This window comes from Clostridium sp. E02 (assembly GCF_003833015.1).
Taxonomy (GTDB): domain Bacteria; phylum Bacillota; class Clostridia; order Lachnospirales; family Lachnospiraceae; genus Lacrimispora.
Map to the genome: position 1 here is coordinate 54,842 of NZ_RJLQ01000009.1, position 25,038 is coordinate 79,879.

Annotated in this window: 19 protein-coding genes and 1 pseudogene; 6 read left to right on the forward strand and 14 right to left on the reverse strand. The window is 38.6% G+C overall.

Annotation, left to right across the window (positions count from 1 at the left end; all coding sequences use genetic code 11):
* Nucleotides 1-49: 49 nt before the first annotated feature.
* Nucleotides 50-355 carry a LysM peptidoglycan-binding domain-containing protein gene (locus EFT72_RS08255; protein ID WP_124066442.1) on the forward strand — a complete coding sequence of 102 codons (306 nt, stop codon included), beginning with the start codon at nucleotides 50-52 and terminating at the stop codon, nucleotides 353-355.
* Nucleotides 356-518: 163 nt separating this feature from the next.
* Here EFT72_RS08255 and EFT72_RS08260 read toward each other — a convergent pair whose 3' ends face one another.
* Nucleotides 519-1,574: a tyrosine-type recombinase/integrase gene (locus EFT72_RS08260; RefSeq protein ID WP_124066443.1), complete on the reverse strand. Its 1,056-nt coding sequence runs from the start codon at nucleotides 1,572-1,574 to the stop codon at nucleotides 519-521.
* A 980-nt stretch (nucleotides 1,575-2,554) separates the two neighbouring features.
* Here EFT72_RS08260 and EFT72_RS08265 point away from each other — a divergent pair.
* Nucleotides 2,555-3,070 (forward strand): GNAT family N-acetyltransferase, encoded by a 516-nt coding sequence (locus tag EFT72_RS08265; RefSeq protein ID WP_124066444.1) that lies wholly within the window; start codon nucleotides 2,555-2,557, stop codon nucleotides 3,068-3,070.
* 665 nt (nucleotides 3,071-3,735) lie between these two features.
* On the forward strand, nucleotides 3,736-4,524 hold the full coding sequence (locus EFT72_RS08275) for a methyltransferase domain-containing protein (RefSeq protein WP_124066445.1): 789 nt from the start codon (nucleotides 3,736-3,738) through the stop codon (nucleotides 4,522-4,524).
* On the opposite strand, the gene EFT72_RS08280 is transcribed toward EFT72_RS08275, so the two are convergent.
* The 6 genes and pseudogenes from EFT72_RS08280 to EFT72_RS08300 all read right to left on the reverse strand — a co-directional run.
* On the reverse strand, nucleotides 4,515-4,715 hold the full coding sequence (locus EFT72_RS08280; RefSeq protein WP_124066446.1) for an HAD hydrolase family protein: 201 nt from the start codon (nucleotides 4,713-4,715) through the stop codon (nucleotides 4,515-4,517). The two genes, EFT72_RS08275 and EFT72_RS08280, sit on opposite strands and share 10 nt — an antisense overlap.
* A 64-nt stretch (nucleotides 4,716-4,779) precedes the next feature.
* A complete protein-coding gene (locus tag EFT72_RS08285; protein WP_124066447.1) occupies nucleotides 4,780-5,205 on the reverse strand; it encodes a VOC family protein in 426 nt (141 codons plus the stop codon).
* A gap of 135 nt (nucleotides 5,206-5,340) precedes the next feature.
* Nucleotides 5,341-5,943, reverse strand: coding sequence for a YHYH domain-containing protein (locus EFT72_RS19655; RefSeq protein ID WP_243109974.1), 603 nt, complete (start codon nucleotides 5,941-5,943; stop codon nucleotides 5,341-5,343).
* Nucleotides 5,944-6,144: 201 nt separating this feature from the next.
* Nucleotides 6,145-8,001, reverse strand: a complete 1,857-nt coding sequence (locus tag EFT72_RS08295) for a glycoside hydrolase family 9 protein (RefSeq protein WP_124066448.1) — start codon at nucleotides 7,999-8,001, stop codon at nucleotides 6,145-6,147.
* 34 nt (nucleotides 8,002-8,035) lie between these two features.
* Nucleotides 8,036-8,815: a X2-like carbohydrate binding domain-containing protein gene (locus EFT72_RS19905; protein ID WP_347561861.1), complete on the reverse strand. Its 780-nt coding sequence runs from the start codon at nucleotides 8,813-8,815 to the stop codon at nucleotides 8,036-8,038.
* Nucleotides 8,801-10,678, reverse strand: a pseudogene (locus tag EFT72_RS08300) (glycoside hydrolase family 48 protein); the annotation flags it as partial. The pseudogene EFT72_RS08300 and the gene EFT72_RS19905, both read right to left, overlap by 15 nt.
* A gap of 513 nt (nucleotides 10,679-11,191) precedes the next feature.
* Here EFT72_RS08300 and EFT72_RS08305 point away from each other — a divergent pair.
* Entirely contained in the window at nucleotides 11,192-13,477 is a 2,286-nt protein-coding gene (locus tag EFT72_RS08305) for a xyloglucanase (RefSeq protein ID WP_124066450.1), read from the forward strand.
* A 27-nt stretch (nucleotides 13,478-13,504) separates the two neighbouring features.
* A complete protein-coding gene (locus EFT72_RS08310) occupies nucleotides 13,505-14,941 on the forward strand; it encodes a glycosyl hydrolase (protein WP_124066451.1) in 1,437 nt (478 codons plus the stop codon).
* A 71-nt stretch (nucleotides 14,942-15,012) separates the two neighbouring features.
* On the opposite strand, the gene EFT72_RS08315 is transcribed toward EFT72_RS08310, so the two are convergent.
* From EFT72_RS08315 to ugpC, 7 genes are all read right to left on the reverse strand, one after another.
* Nucleotides 15,013-16,419: an LCP family protein gene (locus EFT72_RS08315; RefSeq protein ID WP_124066452.1), complete on the reverse strand. Its 1,407-nt coding sequence runs from the start codon at nucleotides 16,417-16,419 to the stop codon at nucleotides 15,013-15,015.
* A 248-nt stretch (nucleotides 16,420-16,667) separates the two neighbouring features.
* Nucleotides 16,668-17,522: an HAD family hydrolase gene (locus tag EFT72_RS08320; protein WP_124066453.1), complete on the reverse strand. Its 855-nt coding sequence runs from the start codon at nucleotides 17,520-17,522 to the stop codon at nucleotides 16,668-16,670.
* On the reverse strand, nucleotides 17,522-18,262 hold the full coding sequence (locus EFT72_RS08325) for a glycerophosphodiester phosphodiesterase (protein WP_124066454.1): 741 nt from the start codon (nucleotides 18,260-18,262) through the stop codon (nucleotides 17,522-17,524). Before EFT72_RS08325 ends, EFT72_RS08320 begins: the two co-directional genes overlap by 1 nt.
* Before the next feature lie 24 nt (nucleotides 18,263-18,286).
* Nucleotides 18,287-19,678, reverse strand: a complete 1,392-nt coding sequence (locus EFT72_RS08330; RefSeq protein ID WP_124066455.1) for an ABC transporter substrate-binding protein — start codon at nucleotides 19,676-19,678, stop codon at nucleotides 18,287-18,289.
* Between the two features lie 43 nt (nucleotides 19,679-19,721).
* On the reverse strand, nucleotides 19,722-20,630 hold the full coding sequence (locus EFT72_RS08335; protein WP_124066456.1) for a carbohydrate ABC transporter permease: 909 nt from the start codon (nucleotides 20,628-20,630) through the stop codon (nucleotides 19,722-19,724).
* Nucleotides 20,630-21,496: a sugar ABC transporter permease gene (locus EFT72_RS08340; protein ID WP_124066457.1), complete on the reverse strand. Its 867-nt coding sequence runs from the start codon at nucleotides 21,494-21,496 to the stop codon at nucleotides 20,630-20,632. The genes EFT72_RS08335 and EFT72_RS08340 overlap by 1 nt, the downstream gene beginning before the upstream one ends.
* Before the next feature lie 10 nt (nucleotides 21,497-21,506).
* The gene (gene ugpC / locus EFT72_RS08345) at nucleotides 21,507-22,607 is read right to left on the reverse strand and encodes a sn-glycerol-3-phosphate ABC transporter ATP-binding protein UgpC (RefSeq protein WP_124066458.1); all 1,101 of its coding nucleotides are present in this window, start codon (nucleotides 22,605-22,607) and stop codon (nucleotides 21,507-21,509) included.
* A gap of 453 nt (nucleotides 22,608-23,060) precedes the next feature.
* Between ugpC and glmS the strand changes: the two genes are divergently transcribed.
* Complete coding sequence (gene glmS / locus EFT72_RS08350) at nucleotides 23,061-24,878, forward strand: glutamine--fructose-6-phosphate transaminase (isomerizing) (RefSeq protein ID WP_124066459.1); 1,818 nt, start codon at nucleotides 23,061-23,063, stop codon at nucleotides 24,876-24,878.
* Nucleotides 24,879-25,038 lie beyond the last annotated feature (160 nt).

Genomic DNA, 25,038 nt, shown 5'->3' on the forward strand with positions numbered 1-25,038 from the left:
AAAGAACATATGTTTGTGAGTGGCTTGTAATTTTTTGGAGGGGTTTATTATGATAAAACAGTTCATAAGTTTAGTATTGGTAGTTGTTATTGGATCCTATGTATGTGGATATTCCCTAGTGAAGGCTCTTGCAGGAGAAGCGGAAGCTCAATTGTTAGAAACTTATTATACCAGTATTCTGATACAAGACGGGGACAGCCTATGGAGCATTGCAGAAAAATACGGCAGGAATAGCGGGATGAATAAAGCTGAATATGTAAAGGAATTAAAAAACATGAATGGTATAAAAGAAGATGTAATTCACAGTGGCAAGTATTTAACCGTGGCATACTATGTACCGTATATAGAAGAGTAAGAGAATGTGAATTTCTTAAGGTGTTAATGTCTAATATAAGAAATCACTTTAATGTGTAATTACTATGGATTAACGAGTGGTAAGAGTGCTGCATAAGATTGAAAACTCATAAGGGGTTCCGTCTTAGCAGCATTACCTAAAGCATTAAAAAAAGCAATATAACCTAATCCTCTCGTAATTTGACCTTATTCCGAGCACTTCTCCGGCGTTCATCCTCCATGGCTGCATAATGTTTCTTCGTTGTATTAACATCAGCATGCCCCAGTACATCAGCGACTAGGTAGATGTCACCGGTTTCTTTATAGAGACTTGTACCATAGGTGCTTCGGAGTTTATGTGGAGTTATTTTTTTTAATGGTGTTACGGGTTTGGAATATTTCTTAACTAGGTTTTCTACACTCCGGACTGATATTCTTTTTTTCTGCATGGATAGGAAAAGAGCGTTTTCATTCCCGTTTGCTGCTATAACCTCATTTCGTTCCTCAAGATAGTCTAGTAGTGCATGCTCAACTTCAGTTCCAAAGTAAATGGTAACTTCTTTACCTCCTTTTCTATGTATTCGAATACCTCCATTTTTAAAATCAATATCATCAATATCTAATCCAATACATTCCGAAACACGAATGCCTGTTCCAAGCAGAAGAGTCAGTATTGCCAGGTCTCGAAGTTTTGTTTTTACATGATAGGTTTTTTGTTTTACGGTTAAGGATTCTCCTGACTCAACCTCATCCAGTAAAAGTGCCACTTCATCGATATCCAATCGAATAATCTCTTTTTCATGTAATTTAGGTAGTTGTACCAAAGCAGCTGGATTATTCTGAAGACGTTCATTCCGATAATAATAATTATAAAAACTTTTCAAAGTGGAAATTTTACGCATGATGCCACGTTCATTATTAGTGATTTCCTGGTTTTTGTCATTGAATCTATATTTTAAATACTCCATATATTCTTCAATATCCACAACGCGAAGAGTATCAAGTGAATCGATATGAATATCTTTCATACTAATTTTACCAATTACAGGATTTTCTTTCATAAGAAAGTCAAAAAACACTTTCAAATCATATGCATAGGCGATTCGGGTGCGAGAGGAGGTTCTAGGTTCAATCCCTCTGAAAAAATCACCACAAAAGCGGGGAAGCTCATGTACGAGTTGACGAAGATGTTTTACGTTTTCTATGTCTTTTTGTTGATGGTAGGAGAGTGACGTTCCCATAATAATACCTCATTTCTATTCTTAATCTATTAATTTCAGGATATATATGATCCCAAGGTTCGTTCTGAATACGTTCATATGTGAAATTGGAATTATTAATCTAAATTTTGTTATATATTTAACATATAAAGGGGAGAGATTAATGTACGGAACTGTATGCATAGTATATTTTACCAAAATACAATCGATATCACAAGACTTAGCATTTTTATCATATTTAGGCATCGTTAAAGGAATCAACAACGAATGGACCAAAGAGACAAGTTATAGCAAGGCATACATAGAGTAAGCTAGAAAGGAAAATGAGAGGTTCATAACGCATGGTAAATCCATTTAGCTTGTAAATAGTTTTTTCTTTGTGTAACTATTCGTTAAACTAGACTTTCGCGAATAGTTAAAACCGTCACTTACTTTTAAACCGCCATACATAATTATATCACAATTCCAACAACTTGTAAAAGATGTTGGAATTGTGATATTCGGGAGGAAATTTATATGCAGTCTTATATCGCTACTGCTTCGGACGCAGACTCTTTTGGTCTTGAATTTGAATCAATTTATGCGGATTAGGAAGTGTTGCCGGCTCTGATCTCCTGCTCGTATTCGCCACCTGCGTTTTCACCTGGACAACGGTTAATCTGGCGGTTACTACCCTTTACTTAATGACTTAGGGGGCGTTTGTTAAGATCATTATTGCTCTTTATATATCTACATTTACACATGCTTTATGTATTTATAGTGATTACTTGGAGTATAAAAAATTAGGGTGTGACAGAGAAAATAACCCGTTTTATGTTCCATGGATTCTTGTATTTATTTGTTGATTGTTACATTTGGGGTTTTATTTTCAGTTTTTTGGTATTAGTTAAATTAGAATTTAACGTATTAGAGCACATTGGAAACTTAATATTGATAGTTAGCGAAATAAAGAGTATTCTATTAATTATAATTATTTATAAAAACTTAGGAGAGACATAAAAATGAGATTATTCTTTAGACAATGCACACAAGAAGATATTTGTACGCTTCGAGAGTTTTCTTACAAGACATATAATGAAACCTTTGAAGAAACGAATACTCCTTCCAATATGAAAGCTTATCTGGATAAGTCATTTGATATAGAAAGACTACGTGTGGAATTATTAAATGGTAATTCAATGTTTTACTTTCTGTATTCAGATGGGGAATTGTCCGGCTATTTAAAGCTAAATGAGGCTCCTGCTCAAACAGATATTAACGATGGGCGGTCATTGGAAATTGAAAGAATATACATAGCAAAAGAATTTCAAGGTAAAGGCTTAGGCACCGAATTAATGGATAGAGCAATCGATTTAGCAAATATGCGAAAGAAACTATATGTTTGGCTTGGTGTCTGGGAAGAAAATGAAAAGGCCGTACTTTTTTATAAAAAGAATGGATTTTATCAAATAGGATCGCATTCTTTTTTCATGGGAGATGATGAACAAACGGATTATATTATGCGTAAAAATTTATAGCTATTGCGCTACTATCAGTATTGATATGATACCTCTTAAGTTAATTCGTAAAACTAAAAAAATGAGGTGTTGTGGTCTTCCGCACATTTGGAAAAAGTCTACCAAACATTACCCAAATAATCTTCTATAATATTATCGGGATCAATAAAGAGCCAGTTACCAATATCCACTCCTTCATCATGTCAACATGCAATACTTTAAAAGAGGTTTTTCCCCGTATAGCTTCTCTTCCATTACAATAGGGACAGATCGCGTTCCCATCTATTCGATCTTTTATTATTTTGAATAGGACTTATTATATTTTTATCATTTCCTTCTTCCAGAATAAATGCATTACCAGTTTTATCAGCAATAATAGTATGTATCTCTAAATAAAACTTGTACACATTTTAGTACCTCCTCTTCCATATTGCTTCTTTTTAATTTTATGGGTTTTGTTTATTTTTGAAATATTTGCAATAAAACCCGCGTCAGATAATGATCTGCTCTTCTACTCTTCCGGATAACTGTCTGCGCATTTATGGATATAGATCTAAGCATATACACATTGAAGACTTAATATTGATAGTAGGGAAAATATAGGCTATAATAAAATTATTATTAATAAATAGGTAAAATACAGGAAATTATCTCATATAAATTTCTTGAAAACAAAGGAGAGAGATATGAACTTTATATCAAAAAACAAAGAAGCTTGGGAAGAGGCTTTTGATCACAAACATTCGAATTGGGGAGAAGATAATTATAAGCGACTCCTTAATGAACATCTTCCGTTTTTCTGTTCTGATTTGGCATTCGAATTAACTAATATTGATTTTAAAGGAAAAGAAGTGGCGCAATTTTGCTGTAATAATGGCCGGGAGCTTTTATCTCTCATGCAATTAGGCGCTAAATCAGGGATTGGCTTTGATATTGCTGAAAATATTGTGAAGCAAGCAGAAGATACTGCTCAAAAAGCGGGTATTGATAATTGTAAATTTGTTGCAAGTAATATTTTAGAAATTCCTAAAGAATACCATAATTCTTTTGATTTTATTATGTTCACTGTTGGTGCAATTACTTGGTTTGAGGATTTGAATACTCTATTTCGTAAAGTATCAGATTGCTTAAAGCCAGGAGGAATCATTTTGATCCACGATTCTCATCCCTTTATGAATATGCTACCGATGCCAGGAGAACCTTATTATGATGGGCAACATTTAGACAGGGTAACGTATTCTTACTTTCGAAAGGAACCATGGATTGAAAATGAGGGTATGGAGTATATATCAGGACAATATAGCTCAAAAACTTTTACAAGTTTTTCACATACAATATCTGATATCATTAATTCAATTATTCAAACTCCTATGAGATTGAGTAAAATAAAAGAATTTAATTATGATGTGGGTTTATCTGATATATATAATGAAAAAGGATTCCCATTATCTTATATACTCATAGCTCATAAATAGTAATCAATTAAAATAATAACTTTTCTGCCAGCAGGTAATCTGCTGGCGGTTACGAATGAACGTGCGGTTGCATAGGTAAAGTTCATTCCTTTTTCAACTAGATTATTCATGATTTCAATACTATTCTTGTTTATTGTATCTTGCTTATTTAATAATGTCCCGTCTAAGTCTGTGACATATAGTGTCTTCATCTGATTTACCTCCAGAATGTTAGATTAAAAACCACACGGCTCCCTGCCTTAAGTAAATCAGATACTATAATAACCCCAAATGGTCACTCTCGATAATTGATTTCATTTGACATAAGCAAAAAGGATGTCCAGCGGGGTCAAACATAACTCTCCAATTATCGGAAAATTGCTTATTTGCGATGGTTGCACCACATTGCATTGCATATTGAACTGATTTTTCTAAATCATTAACGGCAAAATCCAAATGTGCCATTTGCTGTTGAGCTTCCGATTCTTCTGGCCACACAGGCGGTTTATACGCAGGGTTTTGTTGAAACAAGATACAAGGATAAGATCCCTGATTGGTTCCCGTAGCGTATACACATGCCCAGCCTTCATCGACGGACATTATTTCCCATTTGAGTAAAGCTGCATAAAATTTTGCTAATTCATATGGGTCGATACAATCCACCGTAAATGAGTACATTTTAATTTTCAATTCATACTCCATATTGCGAATACCTCCTAAATTAAACAATTGTTCTAGTTCTCTCTCATCATAAGAATAGAATCATCTGATTTACTAAGATAAGCGCAAGAATTAACCTCAGTATAAGATTAAAGACTTGCGCTTTATTACTACTTTTTAATTATGTATTCGATTTTCATTATATCCGCTGTTCCTATAATGTTCATAATATTTTTTCAAATCATCTCCATACGCTGTTTCCAAATCTGTGTTACTGCTTTTATATATCATTACATCAAAGTCACTGCAGCCTTTACGTCCCTCTGCCATACCAAAATTGACAAAATGATCAAGTAATCTTTGTTCGTCGTTTCCCACCGTTGACTGCAGATCTTCATTATTGGTGTAATAGAATGTTGAATCAAAAATCAATTTAAAATCTTCTGCTTTTAGAGCAGGCGCTTCTATCTTATCGGATGTTGAACTTGATGTCTGCTCAGAAGAAGATCCACCGTACCCATAAGGACATACTCCATTTGGATGTAAATGAGCTTTTTGACCATGATGGTAATGATAACTGCCCAAACCACTTTTGTTTTTATAATCATGATGTCCGCCTTGAGAATCGGTTCGTCCCGAATGCGCCTCAACAACCAAAACACCACCAAGATGACTTGTCCCCATAGACCCAATGATCAGAATCGCTACAACAAATATTGCAATCTTTTTAATCCTTTTTGTTAAAAAATCCGACTTTTTGCTTATCGCTTTTTTATTCATAGATTCCTCCCCCATATATTTAATTTAAAGACATAATACCATAATATAGTTTATATTACAATTATTGGTTACAACTTTTCTTCTCTCTTTTCTTATGCTTGTATGGGGAGGGATTTTCTCTAATTTGCATCAAAATAGCCCCCTCTTAAGTACAAGTAAGTAATAAAACTTGATTTAAGAGGGGGTTGAAAGAAGTGCTATTTAGGATTTCTCTGGCTCATGGCCAAATACTTTTACCCCTGCGTCGTACACCGGAATATAGGTCGTCTTAACAAGATTTCCGGAAGTTGTGCCGTTTAATTCAGTAAAAGAATAATCATTGGAGCTATCAAAGGAGTTTTGATTCGCCGGCCCGGCAATCCGAAACTGTATTTCTTTTTTGTATGCGGATTGACCTCCTGGATATATCTTGGTTCCTGTAAAATCAACATTTATATAATAAATATTGTTTGCTTCATCCCATGGGATAAGTTTCGATACCGTCGCTCCTTGATTGTAATTGGTAGTTATTGTGAAATCGTTGGCGGAATACCCTGCATTTACAGCTTCTTTTATATTTATGAAATATCGAAAAGATAACTGATCCCCTATTTTAGCAGGCCATCCAGAACAATTATTTAGTAATGCTTTAATTTCTGTAAAATTATTGCCCGAGGCGTTAATTCCTGCCTCTACAAAGAATTCATCGTTTGTTACTTCTTCGATTGCCTTAAATCCTGGAATCGGATCTCCACCATATTCTCCATACAGTTTTGCAAGAGCTCCAACAAAGCCAGCATTGTAATCACAGGCAACCTCATTATTAACATAATTGTTAATATCATCTGTGTAATTATCGTTTCTATCCGGTCCACCTACCAAAGCCCCATAAAGGATGTGCCTGTGGTATGCTGGTACGGTCATACTGTTAGCCCAGGAACTGTGTGCGGTTCGATGGTGCGGTTTTTTGGGAGAATTCGTTCCAAACCCAACCAGAAAACTACGCCCGCTGCTTCCCAGCGCATAATCGATCTGTTGCTTCGCAAATGCCCTGTAGGTTTTGACTTTTCCCTTACTGCATCCCGTCCAGTCTGCATAAACACTGGCTAAAAAGGCTGTAGTGGTAGCATATCTTAGTGATCCCCAGGAATCCAACCATGCAAGACCTTTGGGAGTATAGGCAACACGGCTTCCGTTATATCCAGTTGTCCAGTAATCCAGATACATTTCCGTACTGTTCTTGTAAATTTTTTTACCAGTTATTTTGGCCAGCAACAAGGCAGAACCGTAATGGACATCATCCCAACTCTGCGTCCATTTATAGGAATCTTTCGCTACATAAGTTTCTGCTTTATTTAGATAAAAGGAATCTTTAGTAGCTAGATAAAGCCAAACGCCCGCCCAGGACAGCTCGTCAAAGTAACCGCTGTTAGAGGTGTAAAACCCGTTTGCTGCAGTATATCCACTATCACTCTTTGTTGTGTCCGCAAATGAGAAGAGCTCTTTTGCATGTTGGATGCAGGTTGCGGCATAATCAGGATCACGATCTGCGTAAATAACTCCCGTTGCTGCAAGAGCTGCTGCAGCTCCTGCGGAAACAGTAGAACCTGGGTTATTTATATCCACCTTATAAGCTGGTCGACTCATTTGCATTGCTTCTGCCGGTCCCCACCAGGAATGATCTGTATTCCCATTTCCAACCTGATAATAAAAGACATTTGCAGATGGGTGACACTTTATAAAGTAATCCGTTGCATATTTGATTTCATTTAACAAGTAATCGAACTGTCCACTTTTCTTTAACTCCTCCTCTGCTTCATATACACACCATGCCAGCATGGATGCCGAATATGCCATTGGGAGATTAAATTTCACATGGTCTCCAGCATCATACCATCCACCAGTTAGATCAATGTCCACATCGGAACCATCGGAAAGCCCAGAATCTCCCCTCCAATTATTCCGAATCGTAACAGGCAGCTTCCCGGAACGTTGAAATTCATAAAACATAATTGCTTTTTGTAATGCTTCTCCATAATTATAATTTGTTTCTGCGTTGACAACTGTCATCTTACTCATATCAATCCCCTCCTTAATTAATTGATCAGATTTCTTACGGTTCCATCCCCCATTTTAGGCTATCAGAGATATATCCTGTGATTTTTGTCCAGTCTGCAAACCCATTGCCAGACTTTGAAAAGGAATAGTCCCCCGTCTGTGTGTAACTACTATAATCAGATTTGGAAAATCTTGAGTGAACTTCAATGGACTGTCCTGCTGCCAATTCACCAGCACCTGAGGTAAATCCAATTTCCAGGTAATAATCTGCGCCAGTCATTGCTTTTGGCGTTTTTACAAACGTTCCAGTTACATTATCGCTATTAACTGTGGACCAATCACACCAGTAGTTTTGATTCTTTTCTCCGTCTATGGTGTAATAATATCTAAGCTTTAAATCAGTTAATGGAATACTGGTTTCCCCCATGTTATAGAGTTTGATTTTCGGAACAATTTGACTTGACTTGGCCGAGGTATCTCCATTAAACATCTGTACTTTGATGTCTCCCTCTGCAACTGAACTATCTTTTACTGTTAGAGCAAGTACAGGATCTGTACCAGAACTAAAATCAAATACCATTTTGTAGGTTCCTCTATCAAGTGTATTCAGATAATTTTTTAACAACGTCACGGTATGGTCGCTCAAGGTATAATCTACACCTTCTGTTAAATCATGGCTGCCCTCTTTGATGCCAATAAAGGTATTTCCATTTAAAGTAAGAGTTACTGTAATGTCTTTTTGATTCTCCATCATTTTATCAAAAGTTGCTGATGTTGGTGTGATAGAAGAACTTTTTACGGGATCTCCTCCTTCTCCAAACAGAATGGAATATATCCCATTCGCAAGAGCAACATCACACTGAGCCCAGAAGCGATGGTAATTAAACTCTGGATCAATCCCCTGATTATAAGCGTCTTCAAGCTTTTGATAATCCGGATCCTCTTTATATTTTGATCGGATATCTAAGAATTTGATTCCCTCTTTAAGTTCATCTCCGTTTGGCATCGTTCCAGTCCAACCTTCCGGTACATAAACATCCTGTTCAAAGAAACGATTATAATCGACTCTCTTTTCTGGTACACAAACACCTTTGTCATCTCGATATAGCTTCCAAATACGGTCGAGTAATTCTTTGGCAAGTACTCTAGCTCCATCATCACCGGATGCTTTACTATAATATAGTAACGTGTTTGCTAGGGAACCTGTTACACCAAGGTCAGATCCATAATTGACGATTGATACATGAAGGTTGGAATTGCCGGTATAGGTCCCTGTCCAAGTATCGGGCTGACCGGACCATTCGATTGTATTGGGAATTTCATAAGTTCCATCCTCATTTAATTTTACTACCTCTTTAATCCACCCTACCCATTTTTCCAGTAAGGCTTTTGATTTGGGTTCATTTGTCTTATAATAATATTCCGCTACACGCTGCATCGACCATGCCTGGAATCCAAACCAGGTATTGCTTCCTGGATCAGCATATACTGGATTTTCGATATAACCCATTCCATAAAAAGTCGCAGTTTTTGCAGGCCAGTTTTCATAACGCCCTTTATTGGAATTGCTGGCTCCACCTGCAATACCACCTTCTGCAGACTGCAGCCACTGATAGAATTCTAATTGCCGGTCTAAACTCTTCTCCCAGTCTCTTGCGCCGTTTTTAGAAAGTGGTTTGAAGTCATCCTCTTGTGATAATATCCAAGCGGCCATGGGATTCTGATATCCAAAATGGCTATGACTACAGCCAATTTTCCAGGACCAGTTTGCACCGATGCCACCACCCCATGCATAATACCAGGAAAGTAGATAATGCGCTGCGTCATACCCCGTACCGGCAGTTGATGAAGATCCAATTTTACGGAAATATTTATCAAACATGGCATATCTTAAATAATCGCCCATCTTACTGGCTTTGCTTATATAATCACCAAGGTCTACACCACTTTCATTCGCCCATTGATCTGCCCAGTAAGCAGCTTGTATTGCACGGGAATCTGCATCCGGAGCATTGGTATACTTAAATTGTTTTGAGTAACTACTGTCTCCGGTAAACAAATCAAGATATCCATTCTTACCACCGAAATTCATATTATCCCAACATGGTTGTGGAATTGTTTCCCAGGTAGATTCCTGTTCTCCTCTTTGGAATGTATTGAAATAGACCGGGGTAGACACACCGTCTCCTCGACTGCCATACCCATACCAGTTATCGACATCTAGTAACCAGTGCATGCCATAAATCGTTGAAGTACCATAGGTGGATACCAATTCTTCATGGATTGGATCGGTTCCTGATACCGCATTAGGATCCAATTTTGATGGATATAAACTTGGAAGTTCCCATTCAGGTGCATAGGTTGCCGGCTTATTGGCTTTATACTGACTCATGCTTTCATTTGGTTGATCTTTATCCGTTGGAATCATATACGTTTCCGCGATATCCCAAGCCTTTTTAAATTCAGCAAAGTCGCCAGTGAATTTCCCATACATTGCCTCAAGCCATATATAATAGCTCATGGCTTCACTGGTAGTTACATGTCCATAATCGGGTGCTTCCACGATTAGAGTTTCAATGGTATGATAAGGAATTCCCTGTGGACTGAAATATCCATTTTCAGTATCATGCAGATCATTCCATAGTTCTAGAAATCTTTCCTGATAGGTGTCTGCACCTTTTTTTGTAGCTGCTACAGTACTCTTGCATTTTGATGACTCTTTGCATATCATAATAAATCCCCCTTTTAATTTGGCGGTGCCAAGCTTGGCACTCATTGAACGTTGCATTTCCTATCGGTTACATAATTTTAAAGGAACCATTGGAACCACTCCCTTCTCAAATCAATACGTTTATAGTTATGATTATGCTTGTACTTTAACATATGCGCTGATTTAATAAATGACAACCTAGGTTCCAAAATTGTACACGTTAAGTGCCAAAATTTGCATTGAAATCCTGTTAAAGTCATTCATAAGTAAAATAAATGATAACTTATCAGCTATTTATCAAGATAAAATGATATATGCAAAGAAATACTTATATAATTTAACTTATAACTTACAACTTGCAAATATTGGAACTAAACACGTATAATTTTGGCACATGGGTTGAATTTTTTTTGTGAGAGGATTATGCTGAAATCGCTAAAAGGTATGTCTTTATCAATGGAACTGTAACTAAAAATCTTTATTAACAAGGGGGTAACATTTATGTCAGAAAAATTATTTGTGAAAGGTGACATTCCATCTCAGGTTTACAATTGGAAGAATGTCAAAATTACTGCAGGGGGTTATGTGGACAATATTGTTTTTAATCCTGGAGAAAAAGATTTGATCTATGCACGTACCGATATGGGCGGTGCTTATCGCTATGATTTAAAGAACCAAACCTGGATTCCTTTGACGGATTGGATTGGCTGGGATGACTGGAATAATCTGGGGTGCGAAAGCCTTGCAGTAGATCCGGTTGAAACCAACCGGGTGTACATTGCAGCGGGGACCTATACAAATGAATGGACCAGTGAGAATGGGGTTATCCTGCGTTCAAATGATTACGGAAAAACCTGGGAACAATCAGAATTGCCTTTCAAAAATGGAGCAAATATGTTAGGACGATCCATGGGAGAACGTCTAATTGTTGATCCAAATAACAACCATGTCCTTTATTTTGGAACACGCAGTGGGTATGGATTATGGAAAAGCACCGATTACGGTAAGACTTGGAATCAAGTAAGCAGCTTTCCTTACGTAGGAAATTATGCGCCATCAGAAGATGATCCCACATCATATGATAGTACACTTACCGGAGTTGTATGGGTTACTCCGGATCCTTCATCTAGTACAAAAGGAAATCCTTGCCAGATAATCTATATCGGTGTCGTCAATAAAAAAGGGGAAGATATGGTATACCGAACCCTCGATGGTGGTGCCACTTGGTCAGCCATAGAAGGGCAACCCCATACTATTGTAGTTCCAGATATTAATAATCCGTCAAAAACCACAGGACTCTTTCCTCATCATGGAATTCTTGCTTCCAATGGGATTCTCTATATATCCTATAGTGATGGCGTAGGCCCCTACGATGGACACAAAGGTGAAGTATGGAAATATAATACAAATACAGAGGTTTGGACAGACATTACTCCAATCCCCACCTCAAGTAACGATAATTATTTTGGTTATGGCGGTTTAGGGGTGGATGCAAACAACCCTGAGTCCATAATTGTAGCAACCCTAAATTCTTGGTGGCCGGATGCAAACTTTTTTAGAAGTACAGACGGCGGAAAAACTTGGATCCGTTTCTGGGATTGGAACGGATATCCGAACAGAACCCTGCGCTATACCTTGGATATAACTACAACCCCATGGCTGACTTTTGGTAAAAATCCACAGCCTCCGGAGCCAGCGGCTAAGCTAGGTTGGATGATTGGGAATATCTCCATTGATCCATTTAATTCTGACCGGATGATATATGGGACAGGTGCTACCGTTTATGGAACAAATAACCTTACAGATATTGATACGGGTGGCATTGTCCACTTGTCTGTTGTTGCGGATGGAATCGAACAGATCGCAGCACAGACCCTCGTAAGTCCAACCACTGGTACGGCTCACCTAATCAGCGGAATGTACGATCTAGGAGGCTTTGTACATAATGACCTGGACAAAGTCCCTTCTATGATGCTGCTGACACCCTTTCTTGCGAATACTTCAATTGATTATGCAGAACTAAATCCGACTAGAGTTGTGCGTGTGGGGAAAGTCGACGCTGGGAGCAGCTCTAGAATCGGCTTATCATACGATATCGGAAATAACTGGTTTTCACTTAACAATCCCTGGCAGTCTGGCGAATCAGATACCACCGAAGGGGGAACGGTTGCAATGTCTGCGGATGGCAATACTATTGTTTGGGCACCCAAAGGACAAATGGTTTATTATTCCACAAATACAGGCTCCACATTTCGTCAAAGTGAAGGACTTCCTGCCGGTGCTGTCATTGCCTCAGACAGATCTAATTCCAATAAATTTTATGGATTTTATAATGGCACATTTTATGTAAGCACAAATAAAGGAGCCACTTTTACAGCTACAGTAACAACCGGACTTCCCTCTTCCGCTATGATAAAAGCAATGCCTTTCGTGGAGGGTGATGTATGGCTTTCAGGTGACTCAGGAGAAAGCGGTTTGTTCCATACCACAAATTCAGGTGAAAGTTTTATGAAAATAAAAGAGGTTGAAAATGCCTCTACCATAGGCTTTGGTAAAGCTGCACCTGGCCAGACATATATGGCCCTCTATACTTCCGCAGTTATAAATGGAATACGTGGGCTCTTTCGCTCCGATGACAGGGGGATAAGTTGGATTCGAATAAATGATGATGACCATCAATATGGCATTACGAATGCCTGTATTACAGGAGATCCCAGGATTTACGGACGTGTTTATCTGGCTACAAACGGCAGGGGAATCCTATATGCAGACATAAAAAAGATTTGATTGACACAGAAAAGGAGAAAAAAAAGAATGAATAATTTTGAGCAGAAAGCATCTAGTCCTGCATTAACGCATATTGAGGCTGAAAATGCAGCAATGGCAGGGGATATTACAGCAGCTACCACAAGAGCTGGGTTCAGTGGAACCGGCTATGCTACCGGTTTTACACAGAGAGAAGGAAATTCCTGGTCCGTACATGCAGAGATTTCCCAATCCGGTCACTATACCTTTACTGTGCGATCAGCTGCAGACAGCTACAAAGAAAATTATCTTACGATTAACGGCAAACAGGCTGGAACTATTTACAGCAATGGGGATGGAAACTGGCATGATACAAAAATAGCCAGTGTCTGGCTAGAAGCAGGAACCGTTACCCTATCCATAAAAGAGAATTGGGGCTGGTTTGATCTGGACTATATTACAATTGAGGAAGATTCCGGTGTAAATGATTCCGTATATTCCTCTGCGACCTTCACTCTGGTAAATCCAAATGCGAACAAAAGGACTGTGAACATCCAAAAGTATTTAAAAAGCATATATGGACAAAAAACCTTGTCCGGCCAGTGTTGTTCTCTGAATAAGAGTACGGAGATTGAAGCAATTCATAATTTAACCGGAAAGTATCCGGCGATCCGTATGCTGGATTTTATCTTCTGCGACACTGCCAGTGATTATCAGTCCTCGGAAGAAGTTAATCTCGCTCTAAATTGGGATAAAACCGGTGGTCTTACTACATTTCAATGGCATTGGCATGCACCGAAGGGAGGAGCCTCCTTCTATTCAAAAGATACGACTTTTGATTTGTCAAAAGCGGTTACAGATGTTGATATTAGTCAGCGGTCCCTAGAAGATATAAAAGTCTTATATCAAGAGAACAAAATTTCTGAGGAATGCTATCTGATTGTCCGCGATATTGATGTGATATCCGAGTATCTGGATAAACTGCAACAGGCAAACGTAACCGTACTTTGGAGACCTCTCCATGAAGCCAGCGGTGGATGGTTCTGGTGGGGTGCAAAAGGTGCACCCGCATACCAATGGCTTTATAAATTAATGTTTGTACGTCAGACCTATTACCATAAGTTAAATAATTTAATCTGGGTTTGGAACGGGCAAAACAAAGACTGGTATCCTGGAGATGAACACTGTGATATAGCAGGAACGGATATTTATGCAGAAAAACATTCCTATCGTGCCCATACCGATCAGTTCATGAAAACCGTCAATTATTCCGGCGGTTCTAAGATGGCGGCTCTAAGCGAAAATGGAGTGATGATAGATCCGGATCTTTTCGTAAGGGATAATACCTATTGGCTGTATTTTGCAGTCTGGTATGGAGACTTTATCATAGATTCCAACGGACAAATAGGCAATTCCTATACGGAAAGCTCTATGGTAAATAAGGTCTATAACAGTGACGTAGTGATTACCCGGGATGAACTTCCTGATTTTGATGATCTGGGATAATTTAATAAACTAACAGGATAATAAATCTCTCAAGCCACAATATTTTTAAGGGCTTGAGAGATTATCTCAATCTAAGGTTCTCTTTCTTCTATCTTCGCGCCAGGTCCAACGAGACTTCCATCTTCATTGGTAGGTGCTTCATCTGGTTGCGTTGTATTGGGTACTACTTCTATTGTCGTCTCTTCTATTGTCGTTTCCTCTGTCGCAGCTTCTGTGACGGGCTCTGTTTCCTGAGGAAGGACTTCCTGTTTTTTTTGTGCAGACTTTTTCTTTGAGTTTCCACTAGATTTTGAGTCGGAAGGAGATTTTTTACCAGGGTCTGTAATTCCACTCTCCTTAGCAATGCTGTCACTGATTTTTTTCACCGACAAAGAGGGTATGTAATTCTCCTGATCATAAAGGAATTGGTGGAGCTGTATGACATTGCTTTCCAAAGTGGTTGCAATTACGCAATCCATCCGCCCCATTTTCTTTGTTGTACGCGAAAATGGAAATCCCGCAGTTTCACCAATATGATACTTTTTGATTCCACTTGCTATGGATATAAGATCCTTTAAGCCAACACTCGTAGATATCTGAGGAAAGACGGAAGAGATCAGTGCTTTACGTGTAGAAAAATTTGCATTCTTGGCTTTTTCCATGGCTAGATTCACTACTTTTCTCTGCCGTTCTGTACGTTTAAAATCCGTATCCATCAGTCGTAATCGGGCATAAGCAACTGCTTGTACCCCATCTAAATGATTCATTCCTGCATGCTTTAGCTGATAAGAACCAACTCCTGTAGAATTAACTGTTTCTGTAATAAAACCATTTATGTAGGCATATTCCGAATCAGAAATTTCCAAATCAATTCCACCAAGTATATTTATGCCATTCGCAACCGCTTTCCAGTTAAAGGTCGCATAATCATCAATGTTTAAGTCCAGATTTTCATTCAGTGCTTCAATTCCCTGCTTATGTCCCCCTTTGAAATAAGCTTCGTTAATCTTATGATACGTTCCCTTCTTATTTATCTTCAAATACGTGTCCCGGTATACAGATACCAGTTTAATTTCTCCGGTCGCCTTATTGATATTGCATACCATCACCACATCGGAAAGTCCACCTTTTTCCAGATTCCCATCTCTGGAGTCTACACCAAAGACAGCAATGGTCCAAAATCCTTTTTGATGAGTACGTTGTTGAAAGAAGAAAAATCCCACAAGGAGTAAAGCAACCAGAAAGAATACTTTTAGAAACCCTTTGTGCTTTCTTTTTCGCTTCTTTTTCCCCTTGTGGTTTGAGTGATTTTGTTGTTCTGTGTAGCGAACACGGGGATTGCGTCCCTCTCCCACACTGTAATAGGTCCTTCCCCCTCGGTCACTAAAAGCATGTCCCTTATTTTCCGAATTCGTTCTTTTTTTTATATGTCCTGTACCATTGGATTTATTTCTTCTTTTCCTTGCTCGCATTCGATCTAATTCATCTTCATATTCCATGACCTCACTTCAGTCCTTTCCTATCCTTTAAAACCCCCATACATTTTAACAGAAAGTCCATCGTAATACATTGCTTTTCTCTTAATTTTCTCAGTCAATGAAATTTTAATGGGAAGCCTGTTTTTGTTTTACAGAAAGAATTAGAAAACAAAAGAAGCGGGTACAGTTTCTCACTGTCCGCTTTCTATTCTGTGTAAGAGATCGTATCCTGTTGTCCAAAGAATCCTGCATGGATTTAAGAAGAGGGATTAACCAACGGCTGCGTCAGTTAAGATCAGACTATGGATTGCATAGGCCACTCCGTGTTCTTGATTCGACCGGGTAATCAAACGGGCACTGCTTTTTACGATTTCAGAGGCATTTTCCATTGCAATTGTATAACCAAGGGGAAGTTCTAACATCGAGAGATCATTTTCGCTGTCCCCTACTGCCAGGATTTCTCTTGGTCGTATTTTATTATTGACTGCATATTCAAGAAGTGCAGTTCCTTTTTCAGCTCTTCTATGAGTTATTTCTAGATTGGTTGGTGCAGAGGAAGCAATAGATATTCCTTCCACGTTCTCCAATCGTTTACGGATTTGTTTGAGTTTATTGGTATCTTCGTGAATCACCGATATTTTATAGATAGTCATGTTCGATTGCAGTAAAAATTCTTCTGAGGTAAAATGAAAGCGTTCTACAATGCGATCAAAGGTGTGCTCTTCTGCACCCATTGGAAGAAACGTATTATTTTCAAAACTCTTTTTAAATTCTTCACGACTTACCGTTGTGTAACTGCCTTCGTCTGACATAAAATCAAAGAGAACAGAATCGGGGCGACAGAGGGTAAGAATGTGGTTAATTTGACTCAAAAGCAATGGCTGTTTGCGTAACTGCTTTCCACTCCCATCAAAAACAGCAGCGCCGTTCATACAGATGATATCACAAGAAATTCCAGCCTCCATTAATGGTTCAACGGCATCCTTATAGTTTCTGCCAGTACAAACCATAAATCCTATATTTTTTTGTTCCAAAGCTTTTATAGCTGCACAATTTGTAGCGGACACTTTACCAGAACGGTCTAACAGTGTTCCATCCATATCTGAAGCGACTAATTTTATCATTACGTACCTGTTTCCTTTCTGTCAATAATCCTTCTGGCAATATCAGGATAATTGGTTATAATTGCTCCAATCTTTTCTCTTACCAGGGATTCCATAATAGGTTTCTCATTTACTGTCCATACATGAAGCGGTAAATTTCTTTTCCTTGCTTCTAGAATTAATTTTTCGGATCTCATGAGATGAAAGGAGGGATGAAGTGCATCTGCTCCAATCAGTTTTGCATATCCTAAAACATTAATCCAACCATCTGAGTATAACATACCTGTCAATGCATTGGGGTTTAACTTTTTGATTTTTATAATACTGGGGTGATGGAAGGAAGAATAAATGATCCGATCTTTAAACCCCATGGATTCTACCAGCCTCATTGCTTTTTCTTCCAATCCTTTATACCGGAAAACCCCTGTTTTCAATTCGATATTGACGGTTAATCCAGTAGGTTTTAAAAGATCTAGAACCTCTTTTAGTTCAGGGATAACCGCAGATGGATATTCGGGATGGGTACGATTGCAGTGAAAATTTTTCAATTCTTTCATGGTGAAATTCGTTACAAATCCAACGCCATCACACGTACGGTCAATGGTTTCATCATGAATCACCGCCATTTTCCCGTCTTTTGTAAGCTGTACATCTAACTCTATCCCATCCGCCTTTTGTTTTATCGCCAGTTCAAACGCTTCCAATGTATTTTCCGGTGCATAAGCGGAAGCTCCCCGGTGTGCCCAAACTTTTGTTGTCATCTGCGATTATCCTTTCTGAATTATTTAGTCATTTAACAAGTTATAATCCGCAATGGATTTATTAATACTTTTAGCCATATTAGCTGCAGCATCTTCTGGTGTTTTGTTGTTGTTAAGCATTGTTTCAATTTCTGTTTCAACCGTCTGTCTTGCTTCTGGGAATACACTTAATAATGCACCTGCAGACTGAGGAGTAGAATCATGAAGCTGGTCGATTGCAGTCTTAAATTGAGGAAAATTCTTAATGTTATCTTGAAAGACTTCTTCCTCATGAGCCTTAACCGTTACTGGGAAATATCCAGTCTGAGAATTCCAGTATGCCTGGCTTTCAGGAGAAACAAGGAACTTAACAAATTCCCATACTGCCTTTTCCTTTGCCGCATCCTCATTCTTTAATGCCCATAAAGATCCGCCTCCAATGGAAACTCCGCCTTTATCATCCGCATTTACTTTAGGAAAATATGCAGTTCCAACTTCAAATTTACCATTCACGTCAGTTAAAATCTGTTTTAAAGATGCAGTTGAACCTAATGTCATTGCTGATTTTCCTGCGCTGAAATCGGCAAGACCTGCGTCTCCTCCTCTTCCTACATTAGGAGCGTAACCTTTATCCGTTAACTCTTTCCAAGCCGTTAAGGTTTTCACTGCAGAACCATTCTGATCAAAATCCACTGCAGTAGCTGCTGCTTCTCTCCCATTGCCATTATCCGCGTAAAAGGCCTGTTGTTTGCAACCGAACTGCTCAAAGAACCAACCGTAAATCCCAAGTGAGATTACCTCACCAGCTCCCCCCTTTTGAGTCAGTTCGTCCCCTATTTTAGCAATTCCGGGAAGACTGTCTGGAATCTTCGTAATTCCTGCTTTTTCAAACATATCTTTGTTGTAATAAAGGATCGGTGTAGAGGAATTAAATGGCATGGAATACAATGTTTTATCTACGGTATAATATGCAGCAATATTAGGTTCGATCTGATTGGAGTCCCATTTATCTTCATCAATTAGTGTTTGCATCGGGGTTATCCAGCCAGAGTCAATCATAAATCGGGTTCCTATGTCATAGATCTGAACCAGATCCGCCCCCATATTGCCAATTTGTGCACTTTTCAATTTATTGATCGCATCATCATAGCTGCCTTGATATTGTGCCTCAACCGTAATTCCAACCGTGTTTTCTTTATTAAATTTTTCAACAAGTGTATCAATTGCTTCTCCATTCACACCTCCCATAGAGTGCCAAAATGTTATGGTTGTTTTATCCGTTTGATTTGTTTCACTGGTAGACTTAGACTCTGCTACCGTTTGACTGGTCTCCGTAACTTCAGCTGTTTTGTTTGTTTTTGTTTGTGTGGAGCAACCCAAAAGCAGTCCTGCGGCCGTAACAGCGGTTAAGCCTAAGGCCAATGTTCTTTTTCTCATATCAAACCTCCAAAGTTTTATGTAATATTTATTCTGAACCAGATTAACCTTTTATGGCACCTGAGAACATTCCTCGAATCAGTTGTTTTTGCCCTATTATAAATATGGATATGGATGGAGCAATGATCATAACCACTCCTGCAATCATCATAGAAATCGATTGAGAATCTACGCTGTCTAACATTCCAATTCCAATCTGAACCGTCCTCATCTGATCCGAACCGGTCACAAGGAGAGGCCACATATACATGTTCCATGCATTAATAAATGTATAAACAGCCATGGCGCCAATCGCAGATTTTGTAAGTGGCATTAAGATGCTCATAATAAATCTGAGATTCGAGCATCCGTCAATCGTAGCAGATTCGTATAATGAGATAGGAAATGATTTATAAAACTGACGGAACAAAAAAATACCCATGGCAGAGGTTAGATAAGGAACAATCAAAACACGGTAGCTGTCAAGCCAATGGAACCCGCTCACAGTCAAATAGTTGGAAAGAATGGTTGCTTCTCCTGGAATCATCATCGTTGCCATTACAATCATAAATAACAGGTTCTTTCCTTTAAACTCCAAAAAAGAGAAAGAAAAGGCAGCGAAGGAGCAAGATACAATCTGCCCAATGGTAATACAACCTGCCACTAGAAATGAATTAACAATAAAGCGGGTCAGTGGTATTTTTGTCAATGCCTGAGTAAAATTATTCATTGTTGGTGCCGAAGGAAGTATGTTCATACGCATTGTGAACAGTTCACTAGAAGGCATAAATGCGATACTAATCGCATAAAGCAAAGGAAGAAGTACAAACACTGTCATAAATAGATTCCCAATTACAAGTGCCATCCTACCTGCTCTTCTTCGGAATAAGGCCTTTTTAAGTGCTTCTTGCTTCCGTTTCTCAATTTCTTTTGAATTGTTGTTTTTTACAGAGGATTGTATTATGGATTCCATTAATAATTTACCCCCCTTTTTTCCATGCGGAACATAAACAATGTAAGTGTCATGATCATGATAAATAAGATTACAGACTGTGCCGCAGCGCTTCCAAACCGGTAGTTAAAAAATGCATCTCGGTAAATGGAATATACAATTAAATTGGTCGATTCACCCGGCCCCCCCTGTGTCAACACCTTTACTTGCCCGAAGGACTGGAATGCCTGAATGATATTAACTACAAGCGTATAAAATATAATGGGACTTAAACCGGGAAGCGACAGTCTGAAAAATTGTTGAAATGAATTGGCTCCATCTACAGAAGCTCTTTCATATATGGTTTCATCAATATTACTTAGACCTGCACTAAAATAAAGAAAATTAATTCCACTATTGAGCCACGCAGTTAATAAGGCCACGCAGATGAGTGCATATTTCGGTTCACTAATCCAGTTAATATTTAAATTCAACAGCTTGTTAACGATTCCAATAGAAGGATGAAGCATGATTTTAAATATCATAGCTGCAGAACTGGAAGCAATCGCCATTGGCATTGCATAAGCTGTACTGAAAATGCGGATTCCGGGAAATGTCCGGTTACATAATAAAGCTGTAATTAGTCCCAACAGCATGCTTACTACTACTACAATTAAAACAAATACGATGGTTACGAGAAGACTGTTATAAAAAGACTTAGACTGAAATAAATCCCGATAATTCCCCAAGCCAACAAATAACTTTGCCTGCCCCATTTTATTCGTCTTATAAAGACTTAGATAGATGGTTTTTATAAATGGATAAAAAAGAAACAGAACAAAGATAGCCATTGCGGGAATCAGGTATGCATATGGACCGATTTTTTTCGTTACATTTTTTAAGTTCATAGAATACTCCTTAGACATATAGTAAATTTTCTTCCGTATCCATATCAAATAGCTGGATATGCTCCACATCTATATAAATTGGAAACCTATCGCCAGGTAATGCACTTTTGTCGGCATTTGTTTTTACACATACTTCTACCCTGCCAATTCGCCCATGATAAAGAACTTCCGAACCCAAAGCCTCTTTTAAATCTACCTCTAGGGTAAGCATTTGCTCTTCTTTCCCCGTTACATGAAAATCTTCGGGGCGTATTCCCATATAGACCCTACGTCCTAAATAACCACCTTTTAGCAATCGATTGGCGCAAGTACCATTGACAAATAATCTGTTTTTAGAAAATTCCAGACATATTGTATCTTCTCTTCGTTCCACCCAAACTGGAATAAAGTTCATAGATGGGGTTCCGATGAACCCTGCTACGAATTTGTTGATCGGATTTCGATAAAGATCTACAGGTGTCGCTACCTGTTGTATTTTTCCAGAATCCATAACGACGATCCTGGTACCTAACGTCATAGCCTCCACCTGATCGTGTGTCACATAAATAATTGTTGCACCTAATTTTTTCTGGAGTTTTGAAAGCTCCACCCGCATTTGAGTTCGTAATTTCGCATCCAGGTTAGACAAAGGCTCATCCATTAAATAGGCTTTGGGCTGGCGTACAATGACACTGCCTATGGCGACTCTTTGTTTTTGTCCTCCAGATAATGAATAAGGTTTCCGATCCAATAAATGTCCGATGCACAGGATATCTGCAGCTTGCTTTATTCTTTGATCTGTCTCTTCCTTTGGAATCTTATGTGCCTTTAGGCCAAATGCCATATTCTGATAGACCGTTAAATGAGGATAAAGAGCATAGGACTGAAAAACCATAGATAAATCCCGTTTTTGCGGACTTGTCATATTCATAAGTTTTCCATCAATCCACAATTCCCCAGAGGATATATCCTCAAGACCGGCAATCATTCGAAGAGTCGTAGTCTTTCCACATCCAGAAGGTCCTACTAGAATTAAAAATTCCTTATCCTTAACATCAAGATTAAAATTCTTCACAGCAAATTGGCCATTTTTATAAGTTTTACATACATTTACTAACGATAAACTTGCCATTCATTCCTCATTCCTTTCTGCGTATCTTAACTCCATTCTATCGGTTGGATGTAAAATGCAAAAGAATCTTTTGGTAAAATAGTTGTAAATCATGGTATTGACTCACAATCAAAGAAAAGTTATAATAAACTAAATTTATGAAGGAGGCATAGATTTTAATAGCAAAGCTAAGCGCCAGGTACCTACTGATACGATCGTGAACGTTTTTAACGGTATCAAAGGTTAACGAGGAGAAGAGTGATCGAAAGTTCGGCGGATGCTCTTCCATGCCCTCCAGGCGTGTATCTTGTATGAAATATGCAGGTAACTGCAAAACAACCATGCAGGAACTGGAGAAGATACTATACTGACATTGAGATGCTGTCTATCAAAAAGAGAATTTCAGACAGCTTGTTTTTGTCTGCAATTTTATTTCGGAATGTAAACTAAAAATGATCATTAAGGAGATATATTATGTGTGGAATTATAGGATATACCGGACCATTGGATTCAAAGAAAATTATACTAGAGGGACTCTCCCAGTTGGAGTATCGAGGATATGACAGTGCAGGCATGGCACTATGCCTAGAAGATTCAAAAACACGCCTCATCCGACATACGGGTAAAGTCTCTAATTTAAAAGAAGGATGCAAAGAGATTGATGAAGTTTCCCATTGTGGGCTTGGACATACCAGATGGGCCACTCATGGGGGCGTAACGCTTCCAAATACACATCCCCACTGTGCCGGACGGGTTATATTGGTTCATAACGGTATTATTGAAAATTATCATCAGTTGACCAATGAATTTAAACTTCAGAATAAACTTCTATCCGAAACAGATTCAGAAGTTGCCGCTTGGGTGTTAGACAGTGTCTATGAAGGCGATCCCATCGAAGCGATCACAAAGCTAGTCTCCTATTTAGAAGGCTCTTATAGCTTCTGTATGATGTTTAAAGATCATCCAGGTGAAGTATATGCCATTCGCAATGTAAGTCCGCTGGTAGCTGCATATACACATTCAGGATCCTTTGTAGCTTCTGATTTAACTGCACTGATCCCTTATACAAAACAATACTTTGTAGTTCCTGAAAATCACATTCTAAAACTCACTTCATATAATGTATCTCTATATGATTTAAAAGGAAACGAGATTCAACCGGATATCATGGAAGTAAACTGGAATATGGATGCGGCAATGAAAAACGGATACCCTCACTTTATGTTAAAAGAGATCCACGAACAGCCGACGGCATTGAAAAACACAATTTTACCCCGTCTTACAAAGGGACTTCCTGATTTTACCGATGATCAAATTCCCGACGAAGTGTTTAAAAACTGCAGTCAGGTTCATATCGTGGCATGTGGGACTGCAATGCACGCAGGGATTGCGGCAAGGGCTTTGATGGAACCACTCCTTCGAATCCCAGTGACAGTCTCCATTGCATCGGAATTCCGATACGAAGATCCACTTGTTGACGAAAAGACTTTGGTTGTTATCATCTCTCAGTCGGGGGAAACCATAGACACTTTGGCAGCTATGCGTCTTGCCAAAAGCTATGGCGCGCCCACCCTCTCTATTGTTAATGTAAAAGGATCTACCATAGCCAGAGAAAGTGACTATGTGTTCTATACGCATGCAGGTCCTGAGATTGCAGTTGCCAGTACAAAAGCCTACTCCGTACAGCTTGCAGCTCTTTACATGGTTTGCTGTCGTATGGCATTTGTCCGTGAAAAATACAGTCAAAATCAAGCAGAAGAATTTATGATAAGACTTCTGGATGTGATTCCTGCGATGGAAACGATGATAGAGAAAAAGGATGAAGTAAAAGCAATGGTAACTCACCTGATTCAGAAACCAGATGCTTTCTTTATTGGGCGTGGTTTGGATTACGCTTTTTCATTGGAAGGGGCTTTGAAATTAAAGGAAATCTCGTACATTCATGCAGAGGCCTATGCGGCTGGAGAGCTAAAACACGGTACGATCGCACTTATAACAAACGAGGTACCTGTTATTGCCATTGCAACGCAGGAAAAGGTTTTAACAAAAACGATCTCCAATATTCGGGAAGTCAAAGCAAGAGGGGCATTTGTTATCTTACTTACCAAAGAAAATGCGAACATTGCTACAGGAGTCGCAGATATCCAGATTAATATTCCTGAGATCGGCGACATGTTTACTGTTTTCCCGATTGCAGTTGTCCTTCAATTAATTGCATATTATGCTTCTGTTGGTAAAAATTTAGATGTGGATCAGCCAAGGAATTTGGCAAAATCTGTCACGGTAGAATAAGAATAATTCGATTTTTATAATTTAAGATTAAAGACCAGGATAGGGCCTAGATGTTATAGTCTGGGTACCCTCTCCTAGTCTTTTTATTAAATCATACCGATTCTCTAGAGATTAGAGGCTTACTTGACATCAGATTGATATTATGATACATTGGATATTA

Bases quoted from the DNA above. Each gene is read 5' to 3' on its own strand.
- EFT72_RS08315 (WP_124066452.1), bottom strand. From the start codon at position 16,419: ATGGAATATGAAGATGAATTAGATCGAATGCGAGCAAGGAAAAGAAGA.
- EFT72_RS08335 (WP_124066456.1), bottom strand. From the start codon at position 20,630: ATGGAATCCATAATACAATCCTCTGTAAAAAACAACAATTCAAAAGAA.
- EFT72_RS08310 (WP_124066451.1), top strand. From the start codon at position 13,505: ATGAATAATTTTGAGCAGAAAGCATCTAGTCCTGCATTAACGCATATT.
- EFT72_RS08320 (WP_124066453.1), bottom strand. From the start codon at position 17,522: ATGATAAAATTAGTCGCTTCAGATATGGATGGAACACTGTTAGACCGT.
- glmS (WP_124066459.1), top strand. From the start codon at position 23,061: ATGTGTGGAATTATAGGATATACCGGACCATTGGATTCAAAGAAAATT.
- EFT72_RS08295 (WP_124066448.1), bottom strand. From the start codon at position 8,001: ATGAGTAAGATGACAGTTGTCAACGCAGAAACAAATTATAATTATGGA.
- ugpC (WP_124066458.1), bottom strand. From the start codon at position 22,607: ATGGCAAGTTTATCGTTAGTAAATGTATGTAAAACTTATAAAAATGGC.
- EFT72_RS08325 (WP_124066454.1), bottom strand. From the start codon at position 18,262: ATGACAACAAAAGTTTGGGCACACCGGGGAGCTTCCGCTTATGCACCG.
- EFT72_RS08305 (WP_124066450.1), top strand. From the start codon at position 11,192: ATGTCAGAAAAATTATTTGTGAAAGGTGACATTCCATCTCAGGTTTAC.
- EFT72_RS08285 (WP_124066447.1), bottom strand. From the start codon at position 5,205: ATGGAGTATGAATTGAAAATTAAAATGTACTCATTTACGGTGGATTGT.
- EFT72_RS08275 (WP_124066445.1), top strand. From the start codon at position 3,736: ATGAACTTTATATCAAAAAACAAAGAAGCTTGGGAAGAGGCTTTTGAT.
- EFT72_RS08260 (WP_124066443.1), bottom strand. From the start codon at position 1,574: ATGGGAACGTCACTCTCCTACCATCAACAAAAAGACATAGAAAACGTA.
- EFT72_RS08330 (WP_124066455.1), bottom strand. From the start codon at position 19,678: ATGAGAAAAAGAACATTGGCCTTAGGCTTAACCGCTGTTACGGCCGCA.
- EFT72_RS08265 (WP_124066444.1), top strand. From the start codon at position 2,555: ATGAGATTATTCTTTAGACAATGCACACAAGAAGATATTTGTACGCTT.
- EFT72_RS08340 (WP_124066457.1), bottom strand. From the start codon at position 21,496: ATGAACTTAAAAAATGTAACGAAAAAAATCGGTCCATATGCATACCTG.
- EFT72_RS19655 (WP_243109974.1), bottom strand. From the start codon at position 5,943: ATGAATAAAAAAGCGATAAGCAAAAAGTCGGATTTTTTAACAAAAAGG.
- EFT72_RS08255 (WP_124066442.1), top strand. From the start codon at position 50: ATGATAAAACAGTTCATAAGTTTAGTATTGGTAGTTGTTATTGGATCC.
- EFT72_RS08280 (WP_124066446.1), bottom strand. From the start codon at position 4,715: ATGAAGACACTATATGTCACAGACTTAGACGGGACATTATTAAATAAG.